Here is a 24,058-nt window from a genome sequence, read left to right as displayed (position 1 = left end):
AGTATCACGTGTGAATTTTTTGTTAACTTGAAGATGAAAATTGAGCGACCTGCTGACAAAAATCGTCTAACTCAGTAATGAAAGGGGCATGGGAAGAAGCGTTGAATACGTAACTTTCACTGTTTGGCATCAGTGCATCTACCGCTTTGGCCACGCCAACGGGCACGAGCCCATCAAGACGTCCGTATAATCGCAAAGTGGGAATGGACACTGAAGAAAGGGCTTCGCGGTAGTCGGTATTCGCGAGTAATTGCAGCCCGGTATGCAGCGCTCTTGGATTGGGCAGCGGCCGTGTCAACACTGATCGTTTTAAATGTTTTATATCCTGACGGGCAGAGGGGCTGCCTAAGGCTTGAAGTGACATAAAATTGTTTATGGTCGACTGAAAATCAGCCACTAGTTGATCCGTGAATGATGTTAAAACGTTAGGTTGAATGCCTCTCCATTTCTTCTCTGCGGCAAATCTAGGGGAGCTAGCAACGGTGATAAGTTTAGCCACCCGAGTGGGATAGTGTAAGGCAATATGCGTTGCCAAAAGGCCGCCTAATGACCAACCGAGCCAAATGGCGCGCTCAGGAGCCTGTTCGAGAACCAACTCTGCCAAATGTTCCATGGAATTAAAATGGTGATGATGGCTATGACCAAAGCCGGGTAAATCCACCACGTGAACTCGGTATGATTGGCAAAGTCGTTCAATGGTTTGATCCCAAACTGCGCTGTTGATTCCCCAGCCATGCACCAAAATCAGATCAGCCCCTTGCCCTTTTGATTGCCAATAAAGCGTTGACGGGTTGCGGTTATCTTTCCCCACTTTTTCCATTATTTTAATCCAGCCTAACTTGGTAAATTAGTTGCTTGTTTGTCAGAAGATGAGCCTATGTTAACTGAATGGGTCAATAAACTCACCGCTAAAGTACTGCCAAATCACTGTGGTTTATGTCGTTTACCTGTTGAACCCGATTTGGCAGGCTCAGTCTTTTGTGCCGCATGCCTTGCTTATTTTTCATCGCAGCCACGCTGTCAATGTTGTGGGTTGGCGACTCATGCTGTGGTTCGGCATTGTGGCCAATGTTTGCTGAACAAGCCGCTCTGGTCTCGGTTGTATTGTGTGGGAGAATATCAAGCCCCCTTATCTCGCTATGTGCATCGCCTCAAAGATGGGGGGCAGTATTGGCATGCCAAAACCTTGTCCAGTTTACTGCTCCCCGTCATTGATAGGAAACCCGACATGGTCACTTTTGTTCCGTTACACTGGCGGCGTTATTGTTGGCGTGGTTACAATCAAAGTCAGCATTTGGCTTGGCATATTTCCAAGGGGTTGGGCGTGAAATGTGAAGCGGTGTTTCGTAAGACTAAAGCGACGGTGAAACAGCAAGGTATGGGCCGAAAACAACGGGTAAAGAATTTGCATGAGGCATTTTGTTTACGCAAGTCAATCAATGCAGAACACGTCGCGATTGTTGATGATGTCTTAACTACGGGGAGTACGGTGGAACAATTATGCCCTCTTCTCTACCAGTCAGGGGTGAAGATCGTTGATATTTACTGCATTTGTCGGACGTCAGAACCCAAGAGTCGATAGAGTGGGTCGCTTTTGCACGGAAAAGGCTAGATCTTGAAAAAATCAGGAGTAGAATGGTGCTTAAATAGCCTATAAAAAGACTCAGGTATTCGTCGTGTCAAATCCTATTACTATTACAGAAACTGCCCAAAAGCATTTTGCTAACCTGCTGAGTCAGCAGCCAGAAGGGACAAATATCCGCGTATTCGTGGTCAACCCAGGCACTCAGAATGCAGAGTGTGGTGTGTCATATTGTCCACCTGAAGCCGTAGAAGCAACCGATACTCTTTTTGAATATGAGGCGCTTGCTGCTTATGTTGATGAGCTGAGCTTGCCATTTCTTGAAGAAGCCGAAATTGACTTTGTTACCGATAAAATGGGTTCTCAACTGACGTTGAAGGCCCCCAATGCAAAAATGCGCAAAGTGTCTGAAGATGCCCCTTTGGTTGAACGTGTTGAATACGTCATCCAAACTCAGGTTAACCCGCAGCTTGCTGGCCATGGTGGGCACGTCAGTTTAGTTGAAATTACCGATGACGGCGTGGCGATTGTGGCGTTCGGTGGCGGTTGTAATGGTTGTTCTATGGTTGATGTGACTTTAAAAGAAGGCATCGAAAAAGAAATGCTCCAGCAATTCGAAGGAGAGTTGACCGCGGTTCGTGATGCCACTGAACACGATCGTGGTGAACATTCTTACTACTGATCTCTGAGCGATCAGTCATTTTAACCATATGGAATAGAAGGGGTTGGCGAATAGAGTCAGCCCTTTTTTTGTTTTAAAAGCAGAGAGTTTCTCATATATTAAAGACGCTGTTTAGGTGAAAGGAGTCAACCCGTGGCTAAACGTAATCCACCAGAAATATTAGCAAAACAGATTGTTGCTCGATCAAAGCTGTTTGCCATTGAAACGCTCGACTTACGATTCAGCAATGGTGTTGAGCGTACTTATGAGCGAATGAAGCCCAGTGGGCGCAGCGCCGTCATGATGGTCCCTGTCACCTCTGAGGGCGATATCTTGCTCGTCCGAGAGTATGCGGCGGGTACAGAGCGCTACGAGCTTGGTTTCCCCAAAGGATTAGTGGACGAAGGTGAATTGCCCGTTCAGGCCGCAAATCGAGAGCTGAAAGAAGAAATTGGTTTGGGGGCCCGCACCCTGACACCGCTCAAAGAGGTCATTCTTGCCCCGTCTTATTTTTCAAGCAAAATGACCCTGTTTATTGCAGAAGACCTATACTCAGAGCAACTGGAAGGGGATGAGCCAGAACCTCTGGAAGTAATTCGTTGGCCACTTTCTCAGGCTCAAGAGCTGTTGAACCACCTCGATTTTTGTGAGGCGCGTAGTATTACCGCGTTGATGCTCGCTTTGCGGATTCTAACACCATGATGCATGGAGAGTGTGAAGGATTATGCCAATGAACAAAGACCTTTCTCAACATTTGCCCGCTGTTATCGATATCGCCCGCTCTGCAGGGCAGTTGATTCTCGATATCTACGAAAAAAAAGAGTATCAATCTTATACTAAGAGCGATGAAACGCCTGTGACGAGTGCAGACATTGCAGCGCACAAGCTCATCCTTGAACAACTCTCAGTTTTAACACCAGACATACCTGTTTTATCCGAGGAAGACGCCGATATTAGCCTTGATAAGCGTTCTCAGTGGTCTCGTTACTGGCTGGTTGATCCCCTCGATGGGACACAGGAATTTCTTGCGCGTAGTGGTGATTTTGCCACCATTATCGCCTTAGTCGAAGATCATCAGCCGATTATGGGAGTGGTGTACGGTCCTACCTCGGGGGTGACCTATTATGCTTATAAAGATAAAGGCGCTTGGAAGATACCTGACATGAGCGGGAATGTCAGGATCAAGACCCATCACCATGATGGCCCAGCGCATCCTATCGCGATTGCGATCAGCCGAAGACAAGACATCAACTGCGTGAGCAAACGCATGAGCAGTGCTTGGAATTATGACTTGGTGCCATTAGGCTCAGCGGCGCTCAAGGCCTGTTTAGTGGCTGAAGGGGCGGTGGATTGTTATCTTCGTATCGGACCAACCGGTGAGTGGGACACGGCTGCGACTCAGTGCATTGTTGAGGAAGCGGGAGGACGCATACTGAGTACTCGTTTAGAACCTTTGTCCTACAATGAACGAGACACACTAGAAAACCCAAACTTTATTGTTCTCGGTGATGAAAACCTGCCGTGGGATGATATTTTACAGGTCAAGGGCTGAACCAATCATAACGCTCATTGTTTAAGCTTTTGAGTATAGATCTCTGTCTCCCAGCCATCGGTCAATAATGGCTAAAGCATGACTCGGGTAGTGATCATGGATATAGCGCGCCACACGCTGGACTTCAGGGATGAGGTACTGGTCTCTTACCAAGTCAGCAATTTTAAAATCGGCCAAACCTGTCTGTTTCGTCCCGAGCAGTTCGCCGGGGCCGCGGATTTCAAGGTCGCGCTGAGCGATTACAAAACCATCATTGCTTTCTCGGAGCACGGCAAGCCTTTTTTGAGCTGTTTTGGATAACGGAGAATGGTAGAGCAGAACACAATGGCTCGCAACGGCTCCCCGCCCAACACGCCCTCTCAGCTGATGAAGTTGCGCTAAACCGAGGCGCTCTGGGTTTTCAATGATCATAAGGCTAGAGTTTGGTACGTCGACACCGACTTCAATCACGGTGGTCGCAACCAGCAGTTGTAACTCATTGTTTTTAAAGTCTTGCATGACAGCTTGTTTTTCGGCTGGTTTCATTCTGCCGTGCACCAAACCGATTTTTACATCGGGTAGTTTTTTTTGCAGCTCTAACGCTGTATCTGCAGCGGCTTGGGCTTCTAAGACTTCTGACTCATCGATAAGCGTACATACCCAATAGGCTTGCTTACCTTCATTTAAGCAGGCGTGACGAACTCTCTCGATAATATCTTCGCGTTTGGTGTCTGGGATCGCTACGGTTTGTATTGGGGTGCGGCCGGGCGGTAATTCGTCGATCACTGACGTATCGAGGTCAGCATACGCTGTCATGGCTAAGGTTCGAGGAATAGGCGTGGCCGTCATGATGAGTTGATGAGGAAAGGCTCCTTGTTTTTCACCTTTTTCTCTCAATTCGAGACGCTGGTGGACGCCGAATCTATGTTGTTCGTCGATAATCACCAGTGCTAGATGGTGAAAGGTCACATGCTCCTGAAATAAGGCATGTGTCCCGACGACCATCTGGGCTTCGCCACTGGCAATTTTTGCCAGTTCTGATTGCTTGGCCTTACCCTTGAGTTTGCCAGCCAGCCAACCGACATTTAACCCCATGGGCTCAAGCCACTGGGAGAAAGTTAAAGCATGTTGCTCAGCGAGTAACTCGGTTGGGGCCATGAGGGCCACCTGATGCCCGTGCTCTAGAGCGCGTATTGCTGCCATTGCAGCCACCAAAGTCTTGCCTGAGCCGACATCACCCTGAACAAGACGCATCATTGGATGAGGTTTGCTGAGATCCTGTTCAATTTCTCTGACAACGCGAGACTGGGCCTGAGTTGGAGAAAAAGGTAATTGTGCCAATAACGTTTCTTTGAGTTGATGGCACTCTGTCAATGGCAAGGCGGTATCTTGTTTCCCTTTACTCCGAATCAGTAGCATGGAGAGGTTTTGAGCGAGCAACTCTTCCATAATCAATCGAATTTGAGTCGGATGTTTGCCTTGTTCGAATACCTCTAGATTGATCTCCGGCGGCGGTCGATGGATGGTATTGAGAGCGTTGACCAAGGTAACTTGCTGGTCATAGAGCCCGTTGGGAAGGAGTTCATTGACGGCTGCTTTTTTGAGAAGTTCAAGTGCTTGGTCGGTTAAGTTACGCAAGGTGATTTGGCGCAGTCCATCGGTGGTCGGATACACGGGAGTTAAATTTTGTTCAACCTCAGCCGCAGGATTCAGTTCGCAGAATTTGTAGTCTGGGTGAATGATTTCCAGCCCAAAGCTGCCGCGCTTAATTTCACCAAATACGTGGACGGTTTTGCCTTCGCTAAAGTTGTTTTTCATGGCAGCAGTGAAATTAAAAAATCTGAGTGTCAAAGAGCCATTGCCATCGCTGAGTTTTACCGTAAGCATCTTGCGTTTGCCAAAGAGTGTGTCGACGCTCATCACTTGACCCTGTACGGCTGCCCAAAGACCCGGATGCAGTTTGACGATAGGGTAGAGTCTTGTGCGATCTTCATAACGAAGGGGAAGGTGAAACAGTAAGTCCTGAACGGAATTGAGCCCGATTTTGGATAGTTTTTCAGCTACTTTGGCACCGACACCAGTCAGAGAAGAGAGAGGAATCGCAGATAAAAGCTGGGACATAACAAAACGTTTCGTTCGATCAACACATTAACGATAGTTAACCACCGAGCTGTGTATTTGTACAGGAAAAGTTATCTGAGGAAAAATAACATGGGTGTTAGGTCGAATGTTAGCGCGGATCTTGGAATTTACCTGTTCTGCATTTCTTTCCACCAAGAATCGGGGGCAATAATTTGCCCGTGGTGATCCAGCGGCGGGTAGGGCAGGCCTTTTCGTTGTGCGACTTTGGCCAGTACGGGGTGTCCGCGTTCGAAAAGAATACGGTGGATATCCTCTTGGGGTAATTGACTGGATTGGTGGTCATACATGCCTGCGGCTTGGCGCTGGCGCTGGGCTTCATACATGATGACGGCACTGGCTACAGAAACATTGAGCGATTGCACCATACCCATCATGGGGATCATAATGTCTTGGTCCGCAAGTTGTTTGACGGTGTCTGACGCGCCGACTTTTTCATTACCAATGATCACCGCGGTCGGTTTCGTGTAATCAATGTGACGAAAGTCTACGGCTTGCTCAGATAGGTTAGTGACTAGGACTTGCATGCCCTGTTTTTTGAAAGTCTGGACGGCATCGTTGATCGTGTTGTGGGTTTCGACTTCAACCCAGTTTCGTGCTCCAGCAGATGTATGACTGAGCGTACGTATACTGTTTGGCCAGACGGCATGAATTTTGTGGATACCCGTAGCGTCAGCCGTTCTTATTACCGCTGAGACGTTATTGGGCTTGTGAACATCTTCCAGACAGAAGGTCAAATCAGCTTGGCGAGATTTTAATACCTGCTGAATCCGGTTATAACGATCTAAGTTCATAGTTATCATCAAATAAATGCCCTTGAAATAACGCATTTCAAGGGCATGCTATTGGAAATTAGGTTAATTTTTTCGGCGACGGACTTTTAACGTGTGCGGCATCGCTTTTATCTTTCTCATAATGCCCGCAAGGTGTATTCGGTCTTTGGTTGTTAAAAGAACGGTGACAGTATACAGACGACCATCTTTTTCTTCGGTAGACAGACCATGAATATTTGAGCCCGTATTTGAAATAACGTTGGTCAATTCAGCCAGTGCGCCTTGACGATTATGTACATCGACATACAGTTCGGTAATGAATTCCTGATCATAGTTTGCTGACCATTCAACGGCCATGTATTTGTCAGGTTCTCTTTGATAACCCCTCACATTTGGACAGGTTTCGCGGTGAACGACCAAACCACGTCCCGGAGAGACATGAGCGATAATGTGGTCATCAGGGATCGGATGACAACAGTTGGCAAAAGTCAGCAGAAGCCCTTCTGCGCCGCGAATAGGTAATTTCTTATTATGGCTGCTGTCTGAGGGTTCGGATTGAGTCAGTTCATCGGCATCACCCAATAAACGACGAGCAATCACGATACTCATTAATTCACCGAGCCCAAGCGCGGCGAGCAGATCTTCAACGCTATCAATTTTGAGGTCAGTGAGCACATGGCTAATGTTGTCTTCGTCAATATCCGACAACGACAAGTCTCCCAGTGCATGGTTCAGTAATCGGCGACCCAGTGTCACTGACTCTTCACGTCGCATGGTTTTCAACACTTGACGAATTTTGGTCCGTGCCCGAGAGGTGACGACATAATTGAGCCAAGCGGCGTTAGGACGAGCGCCCGGAGCACTAATGATTTCAATCGTTTGGCCGTTTTTAAGTGCCTTACTGAGTGGGTAAGGGTTGCGGTCAACTCTGGCCCCAACACACGTATTACCGACATCGGTATGCACAGCATATGCGAAGTCAACCGCTGTTGCGCCAACAGGCAATTCCACAATGCGGCCCTTAGGGGTAAAAACGTAAATTTCATCAGGAAAGAGATCCGACTTAACGTTTTCGATGAACTCAAAGGAGTTCCCCGCACTTTGTTGCAACTCAAGTAGGCTTTGCATCCAGCGCTGAGCCTTAACTTGTGCTGTGGTGCCAGTACGGTCACCCTTGCCTTTGTAAGACCAGTGGGCGGCGACGCCTTTGTCGGCCATTTGATCCATATCTTCTGTCCGGATCTGTACCTCGACAGGGACACCGTGCGGACCGACCATGGAGGTATGCAGCGATTGATAACCGTTGGCTTTTGGGACCGCAATGTAATCTTTCATACGACCGGGACGGGGTTTATACAGTCCATGAACTTGACCCAGTGCACGGTAACAAGTATCGGCTTCTTCGACGACCACACGGAAAGCATAAATATCCATAATGGTGTGAAAGCGTTGTTCCTTTGTTTTCATCTTGTTATAGATGGAATAAAGGTTTTTCTCACGGCCAAGTACTCGGGCTTTTAAAGCCACATCTTCTAGGCGCCCTTCGATTTCATCATGAATACGCTGAATCATTTCTTTACGGTTGCCACGAGCAGAGCGGACGACCTCTTTCAATACGCGATAGCGATTGGGGTAGAGCGCTTCAAAGCCGAGTTCTTCAAGCTCAGTCTTTATATTGTGAATACCCAGACGATGCGCCAACGGTGAATAAATTTCCAGTGTCTCTCGGGCGATTCGGCGTTTTTTATCCGCACGCAAAGCACCTAAGGTGCGCATGTTGTGCGTACGGTCTGCCAGTTTGATAAGAATAACCCGAATGTCTTGCACCATGGCAAGGACCATTTTACGGAAGTTTTCAGCCTGAGCTTCTTTGCGATCACGAAACTTAAGTTTATCCAGTTTGGATACGCCATCAACCAATTCAGCGACAGTGGTGCCGAACTGAGACTCGAGCTCTTCTTTAGTCGCTTCGGTATCTTCTATAACATCGTGAAGGAGTGCGGCTTGAAGGGTTTCAATATCAAGGCGCATTTCAGCCAGAATACGGGCGACGGCCACCGGATGGATAATATAAGGTTCACCGCTTGAGCGGGTCTGCCCTTCATGGGCATTTTTCGCTACCACATAAGATTGACGCAGAGCCTCAACTTGAGGCTCTGATAGGTATTCTTGGGCAACGTCTTTTAGGCTATCGAACAGATACAAACTTTAGGCCCGGAAGATGGTTGTTGAGACAAAAGTCAGGTTAACGACTGTGAGCAATGCTGCTGACGGCGGCTAATTCTGCTGCGTCTTGTTCTTGTTGCTCCTGACGCTCTCGTGCATCAAGGATGTCTTTTGTGATAAGGCTCTCTTCGATTTCGCGCAAAGCGATAACGGTCGCCTTATCGTTTTCTTCTGGCACGAGTGCATCTTTGCCGCCAGTTTGCATTTGACGAGCGCGGCGAGCCGCAATGAGAACTAGGTCGAAACGGTTACCAACTTTTTCAACAGCGTCTTGAACAGTTACGCGTGCCATGAGAACTCCACATTATTTAACTAAAATTTTGTATGACGAGAAAGTATACAGCTTCTGTGTTCCCAGTGTCTAGCTAAGAGTGTACAGAGACCGCGATTTCTAATGAGTTTGACGATGATAAAGACGTACTACTCGTTCAAAAGAGCAGTCAGCATGTTTTGGTATTTTGCTGCTTGTTTATCTTGTTTGAGTCTTTCGGCACGAATGATGGCCTTAAAATCGATCAGTGCAGTGTCGAAATCATCATTAATGATCAAATAGTCGTATTCACGGTAATGAGAACTTTCGGACTTGGCTTCTGCCATGCGCTTAGCGATAACAGATTCACTGTCTTGTCCGCGAGCATTGAGCCGTCGCTCTAGTTCGTCGTTGGAAGGCGGCAGGATAAAAAGACTCCGAGCGTGCGGCATTTGCTTACGGATCTGTTGAGCGCCTTGCCAGTCAATATCTAGAAATACATCAATGCCTTTATTGAGGTTGCTTTCAATCCAAACTCTGGATGTCCCGTAGTAATTTCCGAATACTTCGGCATATTCTAGGAATTCGTTTTGTTCGATGAGTTCTTCAAAATGTTCCTTTTGCACAAAATGGTAATGAACACCGTTTTGTTCTCCGGGACGCATACCACGGGTGGTGTGAGAAATGGACACTTTCATTGCGTAGGTCGGATTCGTTTCCAACATGGCGGAAATCAAGCTCGATTTACCAGCGCCGCTTGGTGCAGATACAATATAAAGAGTGCCTTTGCCCATAGGTACAATCCCAAATTTGGTTGAACTTGCCGGCTGGAAGTCGCTGACATAGTAAAGATAGCATTGACCTCGAATGATCACCGAATGGTGATGTTCGGATCATGAAAAATGGAGGCGAAGAATAGCACGATCCCAATGTTGATAACAAGGCACTGAAGGGGGACCCAACAAAGCGCCACTCAGCTATTTATCATTGATTAAAGCCTTCTCAGTCGAACGATTGGGCATCAGAATGCTGCAATATTGGTCAAGCAAACGGACTTTTTCAAACGAGGTACTGCTCTGATCCTGAATCGGACCGAAAGAACAAGGGTACTTTTACGGGTCTTGTTGCATATTGATAAGAATCCTAATATTCATCACATTTATTATAGTGTCGCAGTATATTAATCTTGATCAGTCTTACGGAAGGGGCTCTAATGTGATTGTTTATATGCAAGATGTGGTGGCGAGAGTCTTCGATTTTTGAAACCTTTAGCATTGGCGTTATACAAACGCAGTAAGGCTTGGTTGGTCAGGTGATATTGTGGCGTAACTGCAAAGGTTATCCTCAAAGGTTGTCCGGTGAGTTAGATGACCACCAGTGACTCACCATGTCCATCCGCAGTTGAAAACATCTCCTCAAATTATTGATTCTTTAGCGACGTATAAAACGATGACGGCCTTTTGGTTCAAAGCATTCTGCTTTAAAGGCTGAGAAGAGAATCCACTCATTTCTACGGTTTAAATAGGCTGTGTTTAGAACCAATTGTTAGGGAAATGCTTTTATATTTTTATATTTTTTAATGAGTGATCGGATTATGGATAGGAAAATTGCTCTTCGGCAAAAGTTAAGAAAACTTGATTTTCAGTCCCTAGAAGTGTTTTACAATTTATATCTCTACCAAAGTGTCACAGAAGTCTCTGAAATCTTGTCACTGAGTCAGTCAACCGTTAGCTATAGTTTGAATCGGTTAAGGACGGCCTTTGATGACCCACTTTTTGTTAGTTCTAGAGCGGGAATGCAGCCAACACATAAATCTACCCTTTTAATTGAGAGTATCGGAGATATCCTAGGGAAAATATCCGCATGTGGTGTAGAAAAAAAGGCATTTTCTCCCCGAGAAACGGAAACGGTATTTACGATATTTTCACCTGAATATTTTGAAATATTAGTGATCCCACTGCTGTTAAAGAAAATTCTTCAAGAAGAACTCAAAATTAGCATTGAAGTGATTCGGCCGGAAGAGAAGGTGCCTTACGAAGCGATTGCGGATCAAAAAATAGATGTCGGTATCGTTGTTAGCCAGAATCAATACCCGCACAACCTTTGTAGCCAGCGAATTCTCAGCGATCAATTAGTGGCTGTGTTTGATGGCTCGGGCAGTGGCTTTGCACCGCTTTCGCTGAAAGAGTTTTCTGAGCGTAGACAGATCTTTCCATCGCCTTGGCTGACGAGCAATTGTATGGTGGACTCTTGGTTAAATAACCATGATATTCAGCGAACGATAGCGATTAAAGCAAATGGTTATTACTCAGGTTTAAAAATGCTGACTGGATCTGAGATGATGATGATGTTGCCTGAAAAAGTGTTTAAAAAAGTGTCGCCACAACACAGCACTTTACATGCGAGGCAAGCCCCTGAAGGCTTGCCTGGTTTTGAGCTGGAGATGTTATGGAGTCAGTCTTGTGCGAGTAATCCAGCCAACATCTGGCTAAGAGAGCAAATCATGGACGTTTGTCAGGCAGTGAACCGTGATTAAACGGTCACTTTTTGAAAGTGCAGTTCATAATCCTTATGCTTAAACCTTATCGCCATAAAGAGCATCAAGCCTGCTACCGCTGCTAAGATTAACCACGCTGCTGTAAAGCTTGATGAGCTGTCTTTAATGTAACCCGCGAGAAGAGGCGACATGGCTGCGATCATATACCCAATACCTTGAACGAATGCCGTTAATTGTCCCGCTTGGCCCGGGTCGTCAACATGGTCCATTGTGACGATAAGACTCATCGGGAACAGTCCACCAATACCGAAGCCGAGTAAGCTGGCCCAAAGCAGTGCAAATTCTTCTGGTTTGGTTATTAGCCCGCTGAAGCCGGCAATAATACAGACGAGTAGAACAATCAAAATGCTGCGTCTGTCTTTGCTTCGACTCGCAATCGCGGGAACCACCAGCCCTGCGACCACTTCCACAGAGGTGAGAAATGCCAGAATCAGCCCAGATTCTTTACTTTGCCAACCTAGGTCAAAATAATAAGGAGGAAGCCAAGCAAGAACACAGGTATAAGCCGAAGTACCGAGCCCGAAGAAAACGCCTAACAACCAAGCGCGAGGGCTTTTGTAAAAGGCGACTGAGCTATTGTTGCTTTTGCCTTGATCGGATTGATTGCCTACATACGCTCTTACACTAAACCAAGAAATGATGGCAATGACGGCTAACCCGCCCCAAATCGAGAGGGCAAATCGCCAGTTTCCAGTGAATTCAACCAAATAAGGAGACGCTGAAGCCGACAAGGCAGCGCCCCCCATTATGGCAGTGACGTACACGCCCATAAACAACTCGATTGAATTGGCAAAGCGGCTTTTAATGATTTTTGGTATTAAAGCCTGAGTTAAAGCGATGCCTATTCCAGCAACAATGGCCGTGATAAGCAGGCCCGCGGAATCTTGTGCATGATAGCGATATGCGGTGGCCATCGAGATAAGCAATAGAGAGTAAGTGATTAAGCGGTGCTCACCCACTTTGTTCCCAAGGCGTATTCCGACAAACATCGCCACCCCCATCGCAAATACCGGTAACATTGTCAGCAAAGAGATCATGGTGAAAGATAATGGAATTTCTGCGCGTATTGAACTCAGGACAGGCCCAATGGCGGCCATGGATGGTCTGAGGTTTAAACCTATCAATATTAATGAGAGTAATATCAATATATCTTTTCTATTTGTTGCTTTTGTCAACATGGTAATCTCCTTTTTATAAAAGCCAGATGCATTAAACACCATATCTAAATTTAAGGGTATTTAAATATTAGATTGACAGTTTTAATTTTTAATTTGCTAAATGTGTCAATTAAGTTGAATAATTGTTCTCGTTGAAACAGAGGATGTTAGCGATGAACTTTAAGATGAATTTAAATAACCTTTTCACTGACAGTGTAAATAAGAATAAAAGTAGTTTGATAGTATATAGTGACGTATTAACTTATACGTACGAAAAGTTAAGTGAGCGAATAAAAAGACTGTCATCTTCTTTAGTTAATATGGGGGTCAGTAAAGGAGATGTTGTTGCTATCGCTGATTGGGATAGCCATCGATATCTTGAAATGTACTTTGCTGTACCAATGATTGGTGCGACTTTGATGACATGCAATATCCGGTTATCAAAAGAAAAAAAAGAATATACGCTAAATCATAGTGGTGCAAAGTTCTTTTTTGTTCATTCGGATTTCTGTAATGACATTCAAGATTCGAAAGACGTTTTTCCAAACTTAGTTAATTATATTCAAATAAATGAGGACGACTCGACGGACGATCAATATGAGGCACTGATTTCTGCGGGGACGCCTGAATTTGTTTTTCCTGATGTTGATGAAGCGTGTGTTGCAACTCTGTTTTATACCAGTGGTACAACTGGGCTTCCGAAAGGGGTCTTTTTTACTCATCGTCAGTTAGTTCTCCATACTTTGTCTTTGAGCAGCAGTCTAGGCAGTAACAAGAACGGGCAGCGATTGCACAATGAAGATGTTTACTTGCCGTTAACGCCCATGTTTCACGTGCACGCCTGGGGCCTTCCTTATGTCGCAACGATGATGGGGTTGAAGCAGGTGTATGCAGGGAAGTATTGCGCCAAAAGCCTATGTAATTTGATAGAGAAAGAGGGGGTTACCTTTACCCATAGCGTCCCTACTTTGCTCACTATGCTTCTGGATGAAGCAGAGAAAAAGAAGGCAAACCTTGGCCAATTAAAGGTGCTTGTCGGTGGGGCACTATTGCCACAGCCTTTGATGGAAAGAGCCGTTAACCAAGGCATTGATGTGTGGGCTGGGTATGGGATGTCGGAAACTGGGCCTGTTATTGCGGTGAATAAAATCAAGCATGGCCAATCCGATGAAGCGCGTTGTTATGCCGGCCAGCCCATCCCGTTTGTCGATATAGACATTGTCCCTGAGTTTTATTTGAATGACGGACAACGTGCCGTCGGAGAAATTACCGTTCTTGCTCCTTGGGTTACACCAAGTTATTTCAGAGATGAAAAAAGCACCCTTCTTCAGTGGGTCAAAGGTAGATTTTATACAGGTGATATTGGTTATCTCAATGACAACGGGACGCTGGTTATCACAGATAGAAAAAAAGACCTGATTAAATCGGGTGGAGAATGGCTGTCACCGAGTGAACTTGAGGATAGAGCACGGGAGGTGGACTCTGTTGAGGAGGTTGCATTTATTGCTTGGCCAGATGAAAAATGGGGAGAGCGCCCTGTTGCCTTCGTGGTCCCTAAAAAAAATGTCACCTCCAGTGACATAAGAAAGCGCATTAATAAACACTTTGTGAATTTAATTGAACAAGGACAGTTATCAAGATTCTCTTGCCCAGACTTAATCGTAACTGTTGAAGAATTACCAAAAACGAGTGTTGGTAAAACAGATAAAAAAAACCTGTTTAAATATTTGGAAAAGGAGATTGGAAATGAATATTAAAATAATAAAAAATAGCGATCCTCTGGCCTTAAAGGCAAGAGAAGCAACTCGGGAGAAATATGAGGACTTTTACAAAGCCAATATTGATCCAAACCCAGAGTACTATGTGATCGCGTCAAAAGGTTTTGATAAAGAATTTGATGTGTCCTCTTGTGCTGGGATTAGTTTTAAAAATAAAAGAAAATTATTCTCAGAACAATATTTAGATAAAAGTATTGAAGAAGTGATTGTCGATAATTGGGGGCGCTATTATAGCTCAGACAAAATCGCTGAAATAGGTGGCCTAATTTCTAATCATCACCATGTGGGCATAAAGCTAACGACTCTTATCCCTTTTATTGCTCATTGCGTTGGCGCCAGTGTCCTTCTTTGCACAATCACACAAACCGTTTCGCGTTTATTGAGTTCATGCGGGATCAAATTTGAACCGATTTGCAAAGCGCAAGAAGAATGTTTGGAGCTGGGCAAGGGAGATTGGGGTTCCTATTATGAATCAAAACCAGTCACTGGGGTTATTTTTCTTGATGATCACAGCGCCATGTTTAAAGCACTCTCAATGAGTATCAACTTCGATTACAACAATGAACAACTGAAATTGGATGAAGCAGCATGAAAACGCTCAATAATCTGCTGATTGATGCGATCAAATCGAATAGCAGTAAAGTCGCGACAAAAGAGTACACATCGATGAATCCGGCCTCAGAGATCGCTCTGACTTACAAAGATATCGAACTTAGAGTCGCCCGATTGCAACATGAGTTATTAGCTAGGCTTGAAAGTATCACGTTGAGAGAAAGTGCGACTGTTGGCATTGTTTGTCGTAACGGCGCCGACTGGATTGTGGCTGACCTCGGCTGTTTGTTCTCTGGACTCGCAAGTTTGCCTTTACCTCACGCTTTCTCAAGGTCTCAAGCTCATCATTTGGCCTCAAAATGTGATGTGTTTATCTGCGATCAAACGGGTGAAGAGACGCTGAAGGAGAAGTGGGGGCTTGAGTATGATGAACAAAGGTGCATCCGCCTTGATGAGACACTGTGTTCCTACTTGGAAGGCGCCACGTTGCTGGATTTGGCAACGGCTGCACAACCTAGTGTCTGTAAAATCATTCATACTTCTGGGACCACAAGTAGACCAAAAGGCGTGCAGCTCACACCTCAAGCGATTGTTGAAACTTATAAAAGTTTGTCTACGTCTATTCCGAAAGAAAGCCAAAAGACATATTTATCTCTGGTCCCGCTGAGTTTATTACTGGAGCAAGTGACGGCGATTTACCTCCCTCTGATGAATGGCGGTACGGTGAGTTTCTTGCCACAAGACCTTCCTTTAATTGGGGAAAATCATTGTGATATTGGCAAAATCGTTGAGTGGATTACATTCGTCCAACCGACGGCAATGACAGCGCCACCAGTTATGATTGAAGCTTTACTCAACGGCATCAAGCAGGGGGATGACGCTTTATGCCAGTATCTGCAAGATGTGCCTCATATCACATGTGGTGGCGCGCGCGTCGACGTAGAGACGTTGGAACAACTTAGATCATTTGGTGTTGAAGCGTATCAGGGTTACGGACTGAGTGAAAATGCGTCTGTTGTCAGCGTGAATACAACACAGTTTAATCGACTGGGCAGTGTTGGTCGGCCGTTACCTCATGTTGAAGTTCGTATTGCACAAGATGGCAGTATTGAAATACGCAGCTCGTCGCTGTTCTCTGGCTATTCTGGCCATGATCCCTCCGCCTGTTATGTGGATGAAGAGGGCTGGCTGAATACGGGTGATATTGGGTATTTGGATGAGGAAAACTATTTATATATCTCTGGGAGAAAGAAAAACATTATCTGTCTTCCAAATGGAAGAAACGTTTATCCGGAAAAAATTGAATCTGAATTTCAAAAAAAGGAAGGAATAGTATCCGCGGTGCTTTTCTTAGATGAAAAAAAAGGCACAGTGATTCTCTTGAAAGTCGATCGAAATACATTTGACCAAAATAAAGTGGAACATTGGATGCACAAAGAATTTTCAGATATTGAGAGGCCTGAGAACGTGTGGGTAGTGGACTTACATGATGATGATATAGAAGCGCTCTTTACGGTGACAGACAGACCGAAAAGAGAAGAAATAAAGAAACGATTCCAAAGAATATAAATTATTGCGTGAAGGGTAGTGAAAATGAATAGTCTAACGTCAGTGACGAGAATATCCAAAAGCCAAATGCTAGAAATGAATAAAGACGAGTTACTTAATAAGCTCGCCACTCACGGAGTGTTGCTGTTTGAAAATGGGGCAAATAACGTTTTAGATTTTGCCCACTTTGTGAGGAAGAACAGCTCAAAACTGAGTATGGACCCAGCGCGAACTATAGAAGGTGGCGCGGCACAGTTAGTGGATGCGGGTTTAGATGCCGTTGGGCTGCATTGTGAAAATGGCAACTCACCCTTTTGGCCCGATTTGTGTTGGTTTTACTGTGAAGAGGCCCCTTATCTTGGCTCACAAACCACGATTTGTGATGGGGTTGCGGTTTTCGATCAACTTTCAGAAAAGACAAAAGATTTTTTCTTAAATAATGATATTTGTTATTCACGTAATGTGCCTGAAGATAAATGGAAAAAGCTTGTATGCCATTATGTTCCCGAACTTAATGATATTAACCAGGCCACGTTTGATTGTTTGAGAAACATTATTGGTGATGATGAAAAAACAGAGGTGAGCTTAAATGAAGATGGTTCAATATATTATCGGTTTACCGTTAATGCATTGCAGACATCACTGGTCAATAAAAGAATGGCATTTTCAAATAGCATCCTTGGCCCTTCATTTAACTATGAAAAACCGAAAATTACGATTGCCTCAACACAACAGCCTATTTCCCATGAGATTTTGAATGAAATAAAAAATGCGACAGAGCGGCATACCATCCCGATTGAATGGAATGATAACGATTTCGTATTAATTGATAACCGCAGAGTTATGCATGGCAGAAATAAAATCATTGATGATCGTCGAAAAATTTTTAATGCATTGAGTTACGTATAGGGGAAGCATAATGAACACAGAGCACCAGCTGGCGGATCAAGCATTCGGAGCCAGCGTTACTTTGGATAATGGTCAGAAGTTGTTTGATTTGGCGACAGGAGGGATTGGGCACTCGACGAAAGAGATTGTGGACAGTGTGAAAGCTCAGGCGATGAAAATGGGGCTATCAAATCGGGTTTTGATGTCTGAACCGCTTCTAAATTTGTGCCACTCGATTTCTCACAAGCTGCCGGATGTTTTGTCGAACGTATACGTTTGCAGTAGTGGGGATGAGGCGTTTGAAGGTGCGTTGAAGCTGTGCAAGGCCCTAAATCCTAGCGCTAAAACGATTGCTTTCATCTCGGGTTGTCATTACGGCTCTCTGTTTTTTGGGCGTTACCTGAATCATCACGAGGAATTTGAAACAGCCAAAGATTTTATTGAACTGGATCTTCTCGAGCTGGATGGGACCCAGCTGCGTTGCAGTCTTGAACAAAGCGACGATGTGTTGGCACTGTGTTACTCCCCTCTATATGAAGACGATAACGGGGAACTGAAAGCCTTTACCGATGAGCAGTTAACCGAGTTCAAAGCCTTATCAAAAAAGATGAAGGTGCCCCTAATTTGCAATGTCAGTGAGTATTGCATGGGGGTGACGGGGCACATGTTTGGTTTGGATCTCTCCGTGATGGTGCCGGACTTTGTGGTATTGGGAGGCCCATTGGGTGGCAACTTGGTTCCAGTCGGTTGCTATATTACGTCGTTAGAGAATGCCAACAATGTTTATGGTGCGTCGTCACCCGCCAAGCACGGCAGTACAACCGGTGGTAATCCGCTTGCCAGCGTTGCAGGAACCAGCACGCTGGAATATGTTCAAAATACGCAGGCGGACAAGCGATTTATTGAACTGGGTCAGCAGATAGCTGGCTTCCTCCAACCTTATGTAAGCAGTGTTGTTGGCTCGATTGTCAATCTTGGTTTGCCGTCACATATTGATGCCCGCTCTCTAATGACAAGGTTGCGAGATAACGGGGTTCTGGTTAGGCAACCAAAAGGCAACACACTCACACTTCACCCGATACTTAACTCAAATGCTGATGAATTAACTGGCGCTTTGCGCGTGATAAAAGGAATACTCGATGACGACCAAAACACTTAACAGAAATCAATTATTGGACGCTTGTGAACGTCATTGGGTCCCTTCTGCCGCTAAGCTGTATCATCTTGCTGGGACTCAAGTAGAAGACCATGCCTCAGGTTGTGAAGTTTTTGACTCCAACAATCGACGTTACATTGACTTTGCATGCAGTTACGGTGTCTTTGTTGTTGGTCACTCTCATCCCAAAGTCCACCGTGCTTTTGTCGAACAGGTGGACAAAATGGCATGGTCTGCACAGGGGCAACCGAACGTGCAACAGGGTAAGTTAAGCGACAAGCTGTGTGACATCGCCCCGGGTAATTGGGGGAAAGTGAGTTACATGTTGTCAGGGGCTGAGGCGGTTGAGCAGTCATTGCGTTATGTCTTGCAACGTCAGTCAAAGCGAAAGCGTATCGTGATAGTGGAAGGGGCTTACCATGGTAAAACGCTGGCTGCGATGAGCCTGCTTGGCCAGTCACAACATGAAAAAAGTTTTGGTAAGTTGTCTCATCAGATAGTCAAGGTGCCTTATGGGGATACAACCGCCATGCGAAAAGCGATCGGGGACGGTGCGTGTGCGGTTTATCTAGAGCCTATCTTAGGAGGGGCCCACTTATCTATGCCGCCTCTCGGTTATCTAGAAGATGTACGTCAGCTTTGTACTGAGACCAACACGATTCTTGTGGCCGACGAAATACAGACGGCATTTGGTCGATGTGGGAAAATGTTTGCGGTCGACTACGGCCAGATCTCTCCTGATATTTTGATTCTTTCAAAAGGCTTAACAGGCGGATTTACCTCCTTTGCTTGTGCTCTGTATAGCCGCGAGCTATTAGGGCAATTCCAGCCGGACGAATCATTTTTCACCAGTACTGGTGGTCACCCGCTTGGGTGCGCGACAGCCTTGGCCGCCATTGAGGTGGTTGAGCAGGAAGGCCTCGTTGCGGCGTCGCTTGAAAAAGGGAATCGCCTGCGCTTTGGTTTGATGAAGTTGGCTGCCCAGTACCCAAACATTATCGAAGATGTCCCTGGCGTCGGATTGATGACGGGGCTACGTCTTAAAGGCGCTAAATATGAGACCTTACTGTCCAAATCACTCTCGGCAAAAGGGGTACACGCTGGCCATTCGATGAATGAGAAAGCGACGGCACCTGTCTTGAGGTTCTACCCGCCATTGACGGTCTCTGATGCCATTATCGATGAGGTGTTACAGTCAACGGCGGAGGCCTTGGCTGAGATATCTCGATTGTCCACATTCACTTTGTCTGCGGTTTCCATGTTTACGAAAAATATGTACAAACTGCCCCTGCCATTGCTCAAGAGGGCTTCATAATGCTAAATATTGATTTACTGTCTATCCGAGAAATGGTCGATTGTCAGACGAAAGGTTTGTTGAAAAGTACGACGATCCTAGAGCACTATCTTAAGCGCTACGATCACTATAACCCAACGCTCAATGCGATCATCGAGCAGGCTCCTCTGCCGCAACTGCTTAACTCAGCCGAGAGTGCCGATGGCGATGCCATTGCCGGAGCTCTGCACGGAGCTCTGCACGGCATCCCTATTACGGTAAAAGATGCGATGCACGCGAAAGGTTTTCACCCGAGCCGAGGGGTTAAAGAACTGCATGGCAACAAAAGTACCAAAGATGCGACGGTCTTGACGCGATTGAAAAATGAAGGGGCAATCCCTCTGGGGCTGACCAACGTACCAGAAATGTGTATGTCGTTTGATACTCATAATGCCTTATACGGCCGGACGCTAAACTCGTATAATGTGTCCTACTCCTGTGGTGGAAGTAGCGGGGGTGAGGCGGTGGCGATTGCCAGTGGTATGAGCCCAGGCGGTATTGCCTCGGATGCCTGTGGAAGTGTACGTATCCCTGCGCACTTCAATGGTGTGTGCGGCTTTAAACTGACCCAAGGCCGCGTGCCATTGACGGGCCAGTTTCCTAAAGATCGTTCAGGGTTGTTTCACCTTACGTCTTCATTCGGTGTCATGGGACGTTTCGTCGATGACGTCGATGTGTTGGCCAGTTTGATTCATGGTGGCGATGGTCAGGACCCCGATACCATCTCTGTTCCGTATCAGGATTATCGACAATGTGATATTCAAGGAATGAAAGTCGGCGTTTGGCGCGGTGAAAGCACCAACGTAGAACTCACACCTGATGTGGAAAGAGCGCTTCAAATGGTTGAAGATTTGCTGGCTAGGCAAGTGAGTTTAGTTCAGCCCTTGACTCCGCCACTCATCCGAGAAGCCTGTGATGTGATCTGGAAACTTTTTGTTTTGGGTGGCGATGGTAGCCGAGGGTGGAAAAACGTATACCAACAGATGTCAAAGACCGAGTTTACGCCAGAAATTGAGGCTATTTTGCGCCAAAGCGAAACGCTTGAGATGACGCCAGATGAAGTCAAGAGCGCGATGATCACCAGAGACACGTTTAGGCATCAACTTAACCTCATGTTCAATCAAGTGGATGTGCTGATATCACCGGTTTACCCAGATGTTGCTTTTAAAAATGGGACATCAATGGACAACATTGACAACTACTCCTTTGTTTTTCCTTTTAGCCTCTCGGGCTCACCGGCTCTTGTTATTCCTGTAACTCATTGCTCTCAAACCGGTATGCCTATTGGTGTGCAAATTGTAGGAAAGAACTGGAGTGAGCACCAAATATTGGCGATTGCTTCTGCCCTAGAGAACGATTTACGCTACCCGATGTTTGACAACATACCCTCTAATTGAGGATGGGCGTGATGACGTGGCTTGGTCGATTCAACATTCTAGAATAGAACAAGCCCCATTCAATAAGGGGCTTGATAAAGAAGAATCAGCGTCAATGGTGTGTTTGATATCTAAGTGAGTTTGAAAAAAGCATGCACATTAAAAAAATAACGGATTATGTTGTGCACGGTCAACATTGAGTGTGAAGCCAATCAGGCTTGTGCCGTGGTAACATCAAATAAACCTCTCTGCCCTCGCCGAGCCTAACCACCCATGCCTTAAAAATTACTGAGGGCTTCCATTTTCATGCATTTTCGTTTATTTAATCATGTTAGTGTCTGTTCAGGTTTTATTGAGCGAATGTCGCTGCACTGACTGCAATATTAGGTGCCTACTTGAATGTAAAAAAGTCATCAGGCTCTATTGTGTTATCAAAACTAAATCATTAGAAGGCCGACTCTTTCATCATTCTATTACTGCAAAGGAGACATCATATGACAAACAATTATTTCATCTTTGCAGGTCTTGCCCGATAATTAGCTGAAAGCCACTTCCCAAGTACAGTCCCATTCGGTCAATCGACTTGCCAATTCATTCTTTTTATTTAAATCCTATTTTTAAGGAATTGGTACTATGGGCAAGTCCGTCCAAAATATTACTGATAATGTTAGCCTCATTGCGTCTGAAGATACGTGGATTGAGGGGCTGGCCGTACAACAATTAATAAAAACTTCAGAGCTCGAAGGTATGCATCGTGTGGCCGGAATGCCGGATTTACATCCAGGCAGAGGCTACCCTATTGGAGCCGCATTTTTCAGTACGACAAAAGTTTATCCTGCTTTGGTTGGTAATGATATCGGTTGCGGTATGGGGTTGTGGCAAACGTCACTAAGCCTGTCAAAAATAAACATCGATAAACTCTCCAAACGTTTAAAAAGTGTGGAAGGTCCGTTGGATGATAGCTGGCTGGAATATATTGCAACGAGAAAGAGTGAGAAGTCTATCCATACTGACTCGTATGATTATTCACTAGGCACCATCGGTGGCGGTAATCATTTCGCTGAGTTTCAAGCCATAGACGAAGTGTATGACCTCGGCTCACTTAACGAGCTTGGTATCGACAAAACCAAGTTGCAATTGCTGGTTCATTCGGGCTCTCGGGGGTTTGGTCAATCAATCTTAGTGGATCACGTAACTCAATGTAATCACGATGGTATCGAAGTCGGTAGTGTTGAGCTCAATCAGTATATACGTCAACATGATGAGGCAGTGCGGTGGGCAGAGTTAAACCGTGAACTTATCGCCCAACGTTTTCTGGAGGCCATCAGAGCGAATGGCACATGTAGACTCGACGTAAACCACAATTTAGTCACGCCGAAGAAGGTAAACCGCCTACAAGGCTGGCTCCATAGAAAAGGGGCGACACCCGCTGACTGTGGCTACGTTGTGATCCCCGGTTCAAGAGGCGACTACAGCTACCTTGTTAAACCTTTGGCCAGTGATGAAGCTAATATCAGCCTGTCTTCGTTGGCGCATGGCGCCGGTAGAAAATGGAAGCGTGGCGAATGCCAAGGCCGACTTAGTCAAAAATATAAACGCGAAGATTTATATCGAACACCACTAGGCAGTCGAGTTATATGTGGAAATAAAGAACTCTTGTACGATGAAGCGTCTCAAGCGTACAAAAAATGTGAGACCGTCATTTCCGATATGGTCGATGCGGGATTAATCACCGTTGTCGCAAAACTTAAGCCAGTTTTGACTTTCAAGACGCAAGGAGGGTGCTCAGCATGATTCTATTGCAATTTTCTTCAGGGCAAGGACCGATTGAAAGCTGTCAGGCTGTTGGTTTAGCGATCAAAGAACTGACGCAGCAATGCCATGCCAATAATGTCAATGTTGATCTTGTTGATGCGATTCCGGCCAGTCAAACGGGTTGCTTTAAGTCGGCACTTTTACACATCCATTCTACACACCACGAGCTGGTTCAATCGATCGCAGACTCATGGCAAGGCACCATGCTATGGATTTGCCAAAGCCAACACAGGCCAAAGCATAAGCGGAAGAATTGGTACTTCGGTGGACGCGTATTTATGGTTAATGACATGATTTTTGACAGTGAAATAACCTACCAAACGTGCCGAGCTTCTGGCGCTGGTGGCCAGCATGTCAATACTACAGACTCGGCAGTGAGAGCGACTCACCAGTCAAAAGGGATATCTGTGCGAGTTGAAAGTGGACGAAGCCAACATGCTAATAAGCGTTTGGCAAAAGCGCTGCTGTTTCATAAGTTAGAAGCAGAGCAACAATCTCTCGCTTCACAGCAAGAAACGGAACGTTGGCGACAACACTGGACGCTTGAACGTGGGAATCCACTGCGAGTGTTCAAAGGCGAAAAGTTTGTCGCCATAGGTTAGAAATAAGGGCTTATTGCCCTAATGCCGATCAGTTAAGGCATTAATCGGCAGATCAATTGAACGATCCTCCCAATATGTAAAAATCCGATAGACCCTGTTTATCGGATTTTTTTATGCACGTTTCTCAAGCTCTC

At 45.7% G+C, this 24,058-nt stretch carries 21 protein-coding genes; 14 read left to right on the top strand and 7 right to left on the bottom strand.

The window, feature by feature from the left end; genetic code table 11:
* Window positions 1-22: 22 nt before the first annotated feature.
* Window positions 23-820 (bottom strand): pimeloyl-ACP methyl ester esterase BioH, encoded by a 798-nt coding sequence (bioH, locus tag HLM86_RS18335; protein ID WP_170883684.1) that lies wholly within the window; start codon window positions 818-820, stop codon window positions 23-25.
* 57 nt (window positions 821-877) lie between these two features.
* Here bioH and HLM86_RS18330 point away from each other — a divergent pair, with 57 nt between their 5' ends.
* The 4 genes from HLM86_RS18330 to cysQ all read left to right on the top strand — a co-directional run bounded on the left by HLM86_RS18330 (window position 878) and on the right by cysQ (window position 3,795).
* Window positions 878-1,582 carry a ComF family protein gene (locus HLM86_RS18330; RefSeq protein ID WP_076589071.1) on the top strand — a complete coding sequence of 235 codons (705 nt, stop codon included), beginning with the start codon at window positions 878-880 and terminating at the stop codon, window positions 1,580-1,582.
* A gap of 94 nt (window positions 1,583-1,676) precedes the next feature.
* Window positions 1,677-2,264, top strand: coding sequence for a Fe-S biogenesis protein NfuA (nfuA, locus tag HLM86_RS18325; RefSeq protein ID WP_076589070.1), 588 nt, complete (start codon window positions 1,677-1,679; stop codon window positions 2,262-2,264).
* 132 nt (window positions 2,265-2,396) lie between these two features.
* On the top strand, window positions 2,397-2,945 hold the full coding sequence (gene nudE, locus HLM86_RS18320; RefSeq protein WP_076589069.1) for an ADP compounds hydrolase NudE: 549 nt from the start codon (window positions 2,397-2,399) through the stop codon (window positions 2,943-2,945).
* A 22-nt stretch (window positions 2,946-2,967) separates the two neighbouring features.
* Complete coding sequence (gene cysQ / locus HLM86_RS18315; protein ID WP_076589068.1) at window positions 2,968-3,795, top strand: 3'(2'),5'-bisphosphate nucleotidase CysQ; 828 nt, start codon at window positions 2,968-2,970, stop codon at window positions 3,793-3,795.
* A 21-nt stretch (window positions 3,796-3,816) separates the two neighbouring features.
* On the opposite strand, the gene recG is transcribed toward cysQ, so the two are convergent.
* The 5 genes from recG to gmk all read right to left on the bottom strand — a co-directional run bounded on the left by recG (window position 3,817) and on the right by gmk (window position 9,956).
* Window positions 3,817-5,895 (bottom strand): ATP-dependent DNA helicase RecG, encoded by a 2,079-nt coding sequence (gene recG / locus HLM86_RS18310; RefSeq protein ID WP_170883685.1) that lies wholly within the window; start codon window positions 5,893-5,895, stop codon window positions 3,817-3,819.
* Between the two features lie 128 nt (window positions 5,896-6,023).
* Window positions 6,024-6,707 (bottom strand): tRNA (guanosine(18)-2'-O)-methyltransferase TrmH, encoded by a 684-nt coding sequence (trmH, locus tag HLM86_RS18305; RefSeq protein WP_170883686.1) that lies wholly within the window; start codon window positions 6,705-6,707, stop codon window positions 6,024-6,026.
* A gap of 63 nt (window positions 6,708-6,770) precedes the next feature.
* Window positions 6,771-8,891 carry a bifunctional GTP diphosphokinase/guanosine-3',5'-bis pyrophosphate 3'-pyrophosphohydrolase gene (spoT, locus tag HLM86_RS18300; protein ID WP_170883687.1) on the bottom strand — a complete coding sequence of 707 codons (2,121 nt, stop codon included), beginning with the start codon at window positions 8,889-8,891 and terminating at the stop codon, window positions 6,771-6,773.
* A 40-nt stretch (window positions 8,892-8,931) separates the two neighbouring features.
* Window positions 8,932-9,204 carry a DNA-directed RNA polymerase subunit omega gene (gene rpoZ / locus HLM86_RS18295; protein ID WP_076589065.1) on the bottom strand — a complete coding sequence of 91 codons (273 nt, stop codon included), beginning with the start codon at window positions 9,202-9,204 and terminating at the stop codon, window positions 8,932-8,934.
* A gap of 128 nt (window positions 9,205-9,332) precedes the next feature.
* Window positions 9,333-9,956, bottom strand: a complete 624-nt coding sequence (gene gmk, locus HLM86_RS18290) for a guanylate kinase (RefSeq protein WP_076589064.1) — start codon at window positions 9,954-9,956, stop codon at window positions 9,333-9,335.
* An 800-nt stretch (window positions 9,957-10,756) separates the two neighbouring features.
* Here gmk and HLM86_RS18285 point away from each other — a divergent pair.
* Window positions 10,757-11,698, top strand: coding sequence for a LysR family transcriptional regulator (locus HLM86_RS18285; RefSeq protein ID WP_170883688.1), 942 nt, complete (start codon window positions 10,757-10,759; stop codon window positions 11,696-11,698).
* Here HLM86_RS18285 and HLM86_RS18280 read toward each other — a convergent pair.
* Window positions 11,695-12,897 carry a cyanate transporter gene (locus HLM86_RS18280; protein WP_170883689.1) on the bottom strand — a complete coding sequence of 401 codons (1,203 nt, stop codon included), beginning with the start codon at window positions 12,895-12,897 and terminating at the stop codon, window positions 11,695-11,697. The two genes, HLM86_RS18285 and HLM86_RS18280, sit on opposite strands and share 4 nt — an antisense overlap.
* A gap of 152 nt (window positions 12,898-13,049) precedes the next feature.
* Between HLM86_RS18280 and HLM86_RS18275 the strand changes: the two genes are divergently transcribed.
* The 9 genes from HLM86_RS18275 (at window position 13,050) to prfH (ending at window position 23,924) form a co-directional block, all read left to right on the top strand.
* Window positions 13,050-14,633: a long-chain-fatty-acid--CoA ligase gene (locus HLM86_RS18275; RefSeq protein ID WP_170883690.1), complete on the top strand. Its 1,584-nt coding sequence runs from the start codon at window positions 13,050-13,052 to the stop codon at window positions 14,631-14,633.
* Window positions 14,623-15,246, top strand: a complete 624-nt coding sequence (locus HLM86_RS18270) for a thermostable hemolysin (RefSeq protein WP_076589060.1) — start codon at window positions 14,623-14,625, stop codon at window positions 15,244-15,246. Before HLM86_RS18275 ends, HLM86_RS18270 begins: the two co-directional genes overlap by 11 nt.
* A complete protein-coding gene (locus HLM86_RS18265; RefSeq protein ID WP_170883691.1) occupies window positions 15,243-16,775 on the top strand; it encodes an AMP-binding protein in 1,533 nt (510 codons plus the stop codon). Before HLM86_RS18270 ends, HLM86_RS18265 begins: the two co-directional genes overlap by 4 nt.
* A gap of 24 nt (window positions 16,776-16,799) precedes the next feature.
* A complete protein-coding gene (locus HLM86_RS18260; protein ID WP_170883692.1) occupies window positions 16,800-17,663 on the top strand; it encodes a TauD/TfdA family dioxygenase in 864 nt (287 codons plus the stop codon).
* Between the two features lie 10 nt (window positions 17,664-17,673).
* The gene (locus tag HLM86_RS18255) at window positions 17,674-18,801 is read left to right on the top strand and encodes an aminotransferase class III-fold pyridoxal phosphate-dependent enzyme (protein ID WP_076589057.1); all 1,128 of its coding nucleotides are present in this window, start codon (window positions 17,674-17,676) and stop codon (window positions 18,799-18,801) included.
* Entirely contained in the window at window positions 18,782-20,113 is a 1,332-nt protein-coding gene (locus tag HLM86_RS18250) for an aspartate aminotransferase family protein (RefSeq protein WP_170883693.1), read from the top strand. The genes HLM86_RS18255 and HLM86_RS18250 overlap by 20 nt, the downstream gene beginning before the upstream one ends.
* Window positions 20,113-21,528: an amidase gene (locus tag HLM86_RS18245; protein ID WP_076589055.1), complete on the top strand. Its 1,416-nt coding sequence runs from the start codon at window positions 20,113-20,115 to the stop codon at window positions 21,526-21,528. Before HLM86_RS18250 ends, HLM86_RS18245 begins: the two co-directional genes overlap by 1 nt.
* A gap of 612 nt (window positions 21,529-22,140) precedes the next feature.
* Complete coding sequence (locus HLM86_RS18240) at window positions 22,141-23,301, top strand: RNA ligase RtcB family protein (RefSeq protein ID WP_076589054.1); 1,161 nt, start codon at window positions 22,141-22,143, stop codon at window positions 23,299-23,301.
* On the top strand, window positions 23,298-23,924 hold the full coding sequence (prfH, locus tag HLM86_RS18235) for a peptide chain release factor H (protein WP_170883694.1): 627 nt from the start codon (window positions 23,298-23,300) through the stop codon (window positions 23,922-23,924). Before HLM86_RS18240 ends, prfH begins: the two co-directional genes overlap by 4 nt.
* Window positions 23,925-24,058: the final 134 nt, after the last annotated feature.

Source organism: Vibrio ostreicida (assembly GCF_013074385.2).
GTDB classification, from domain to species: Bacteria; Pseudomonadota; Gammaproteobacteria; order Enterobacterales; family Vibrionaceae; genus Vibrio; species Vibrio ostreicida.
This window is presented reverse-complemented; position numbering and strand designations above follow the sequence as displayed.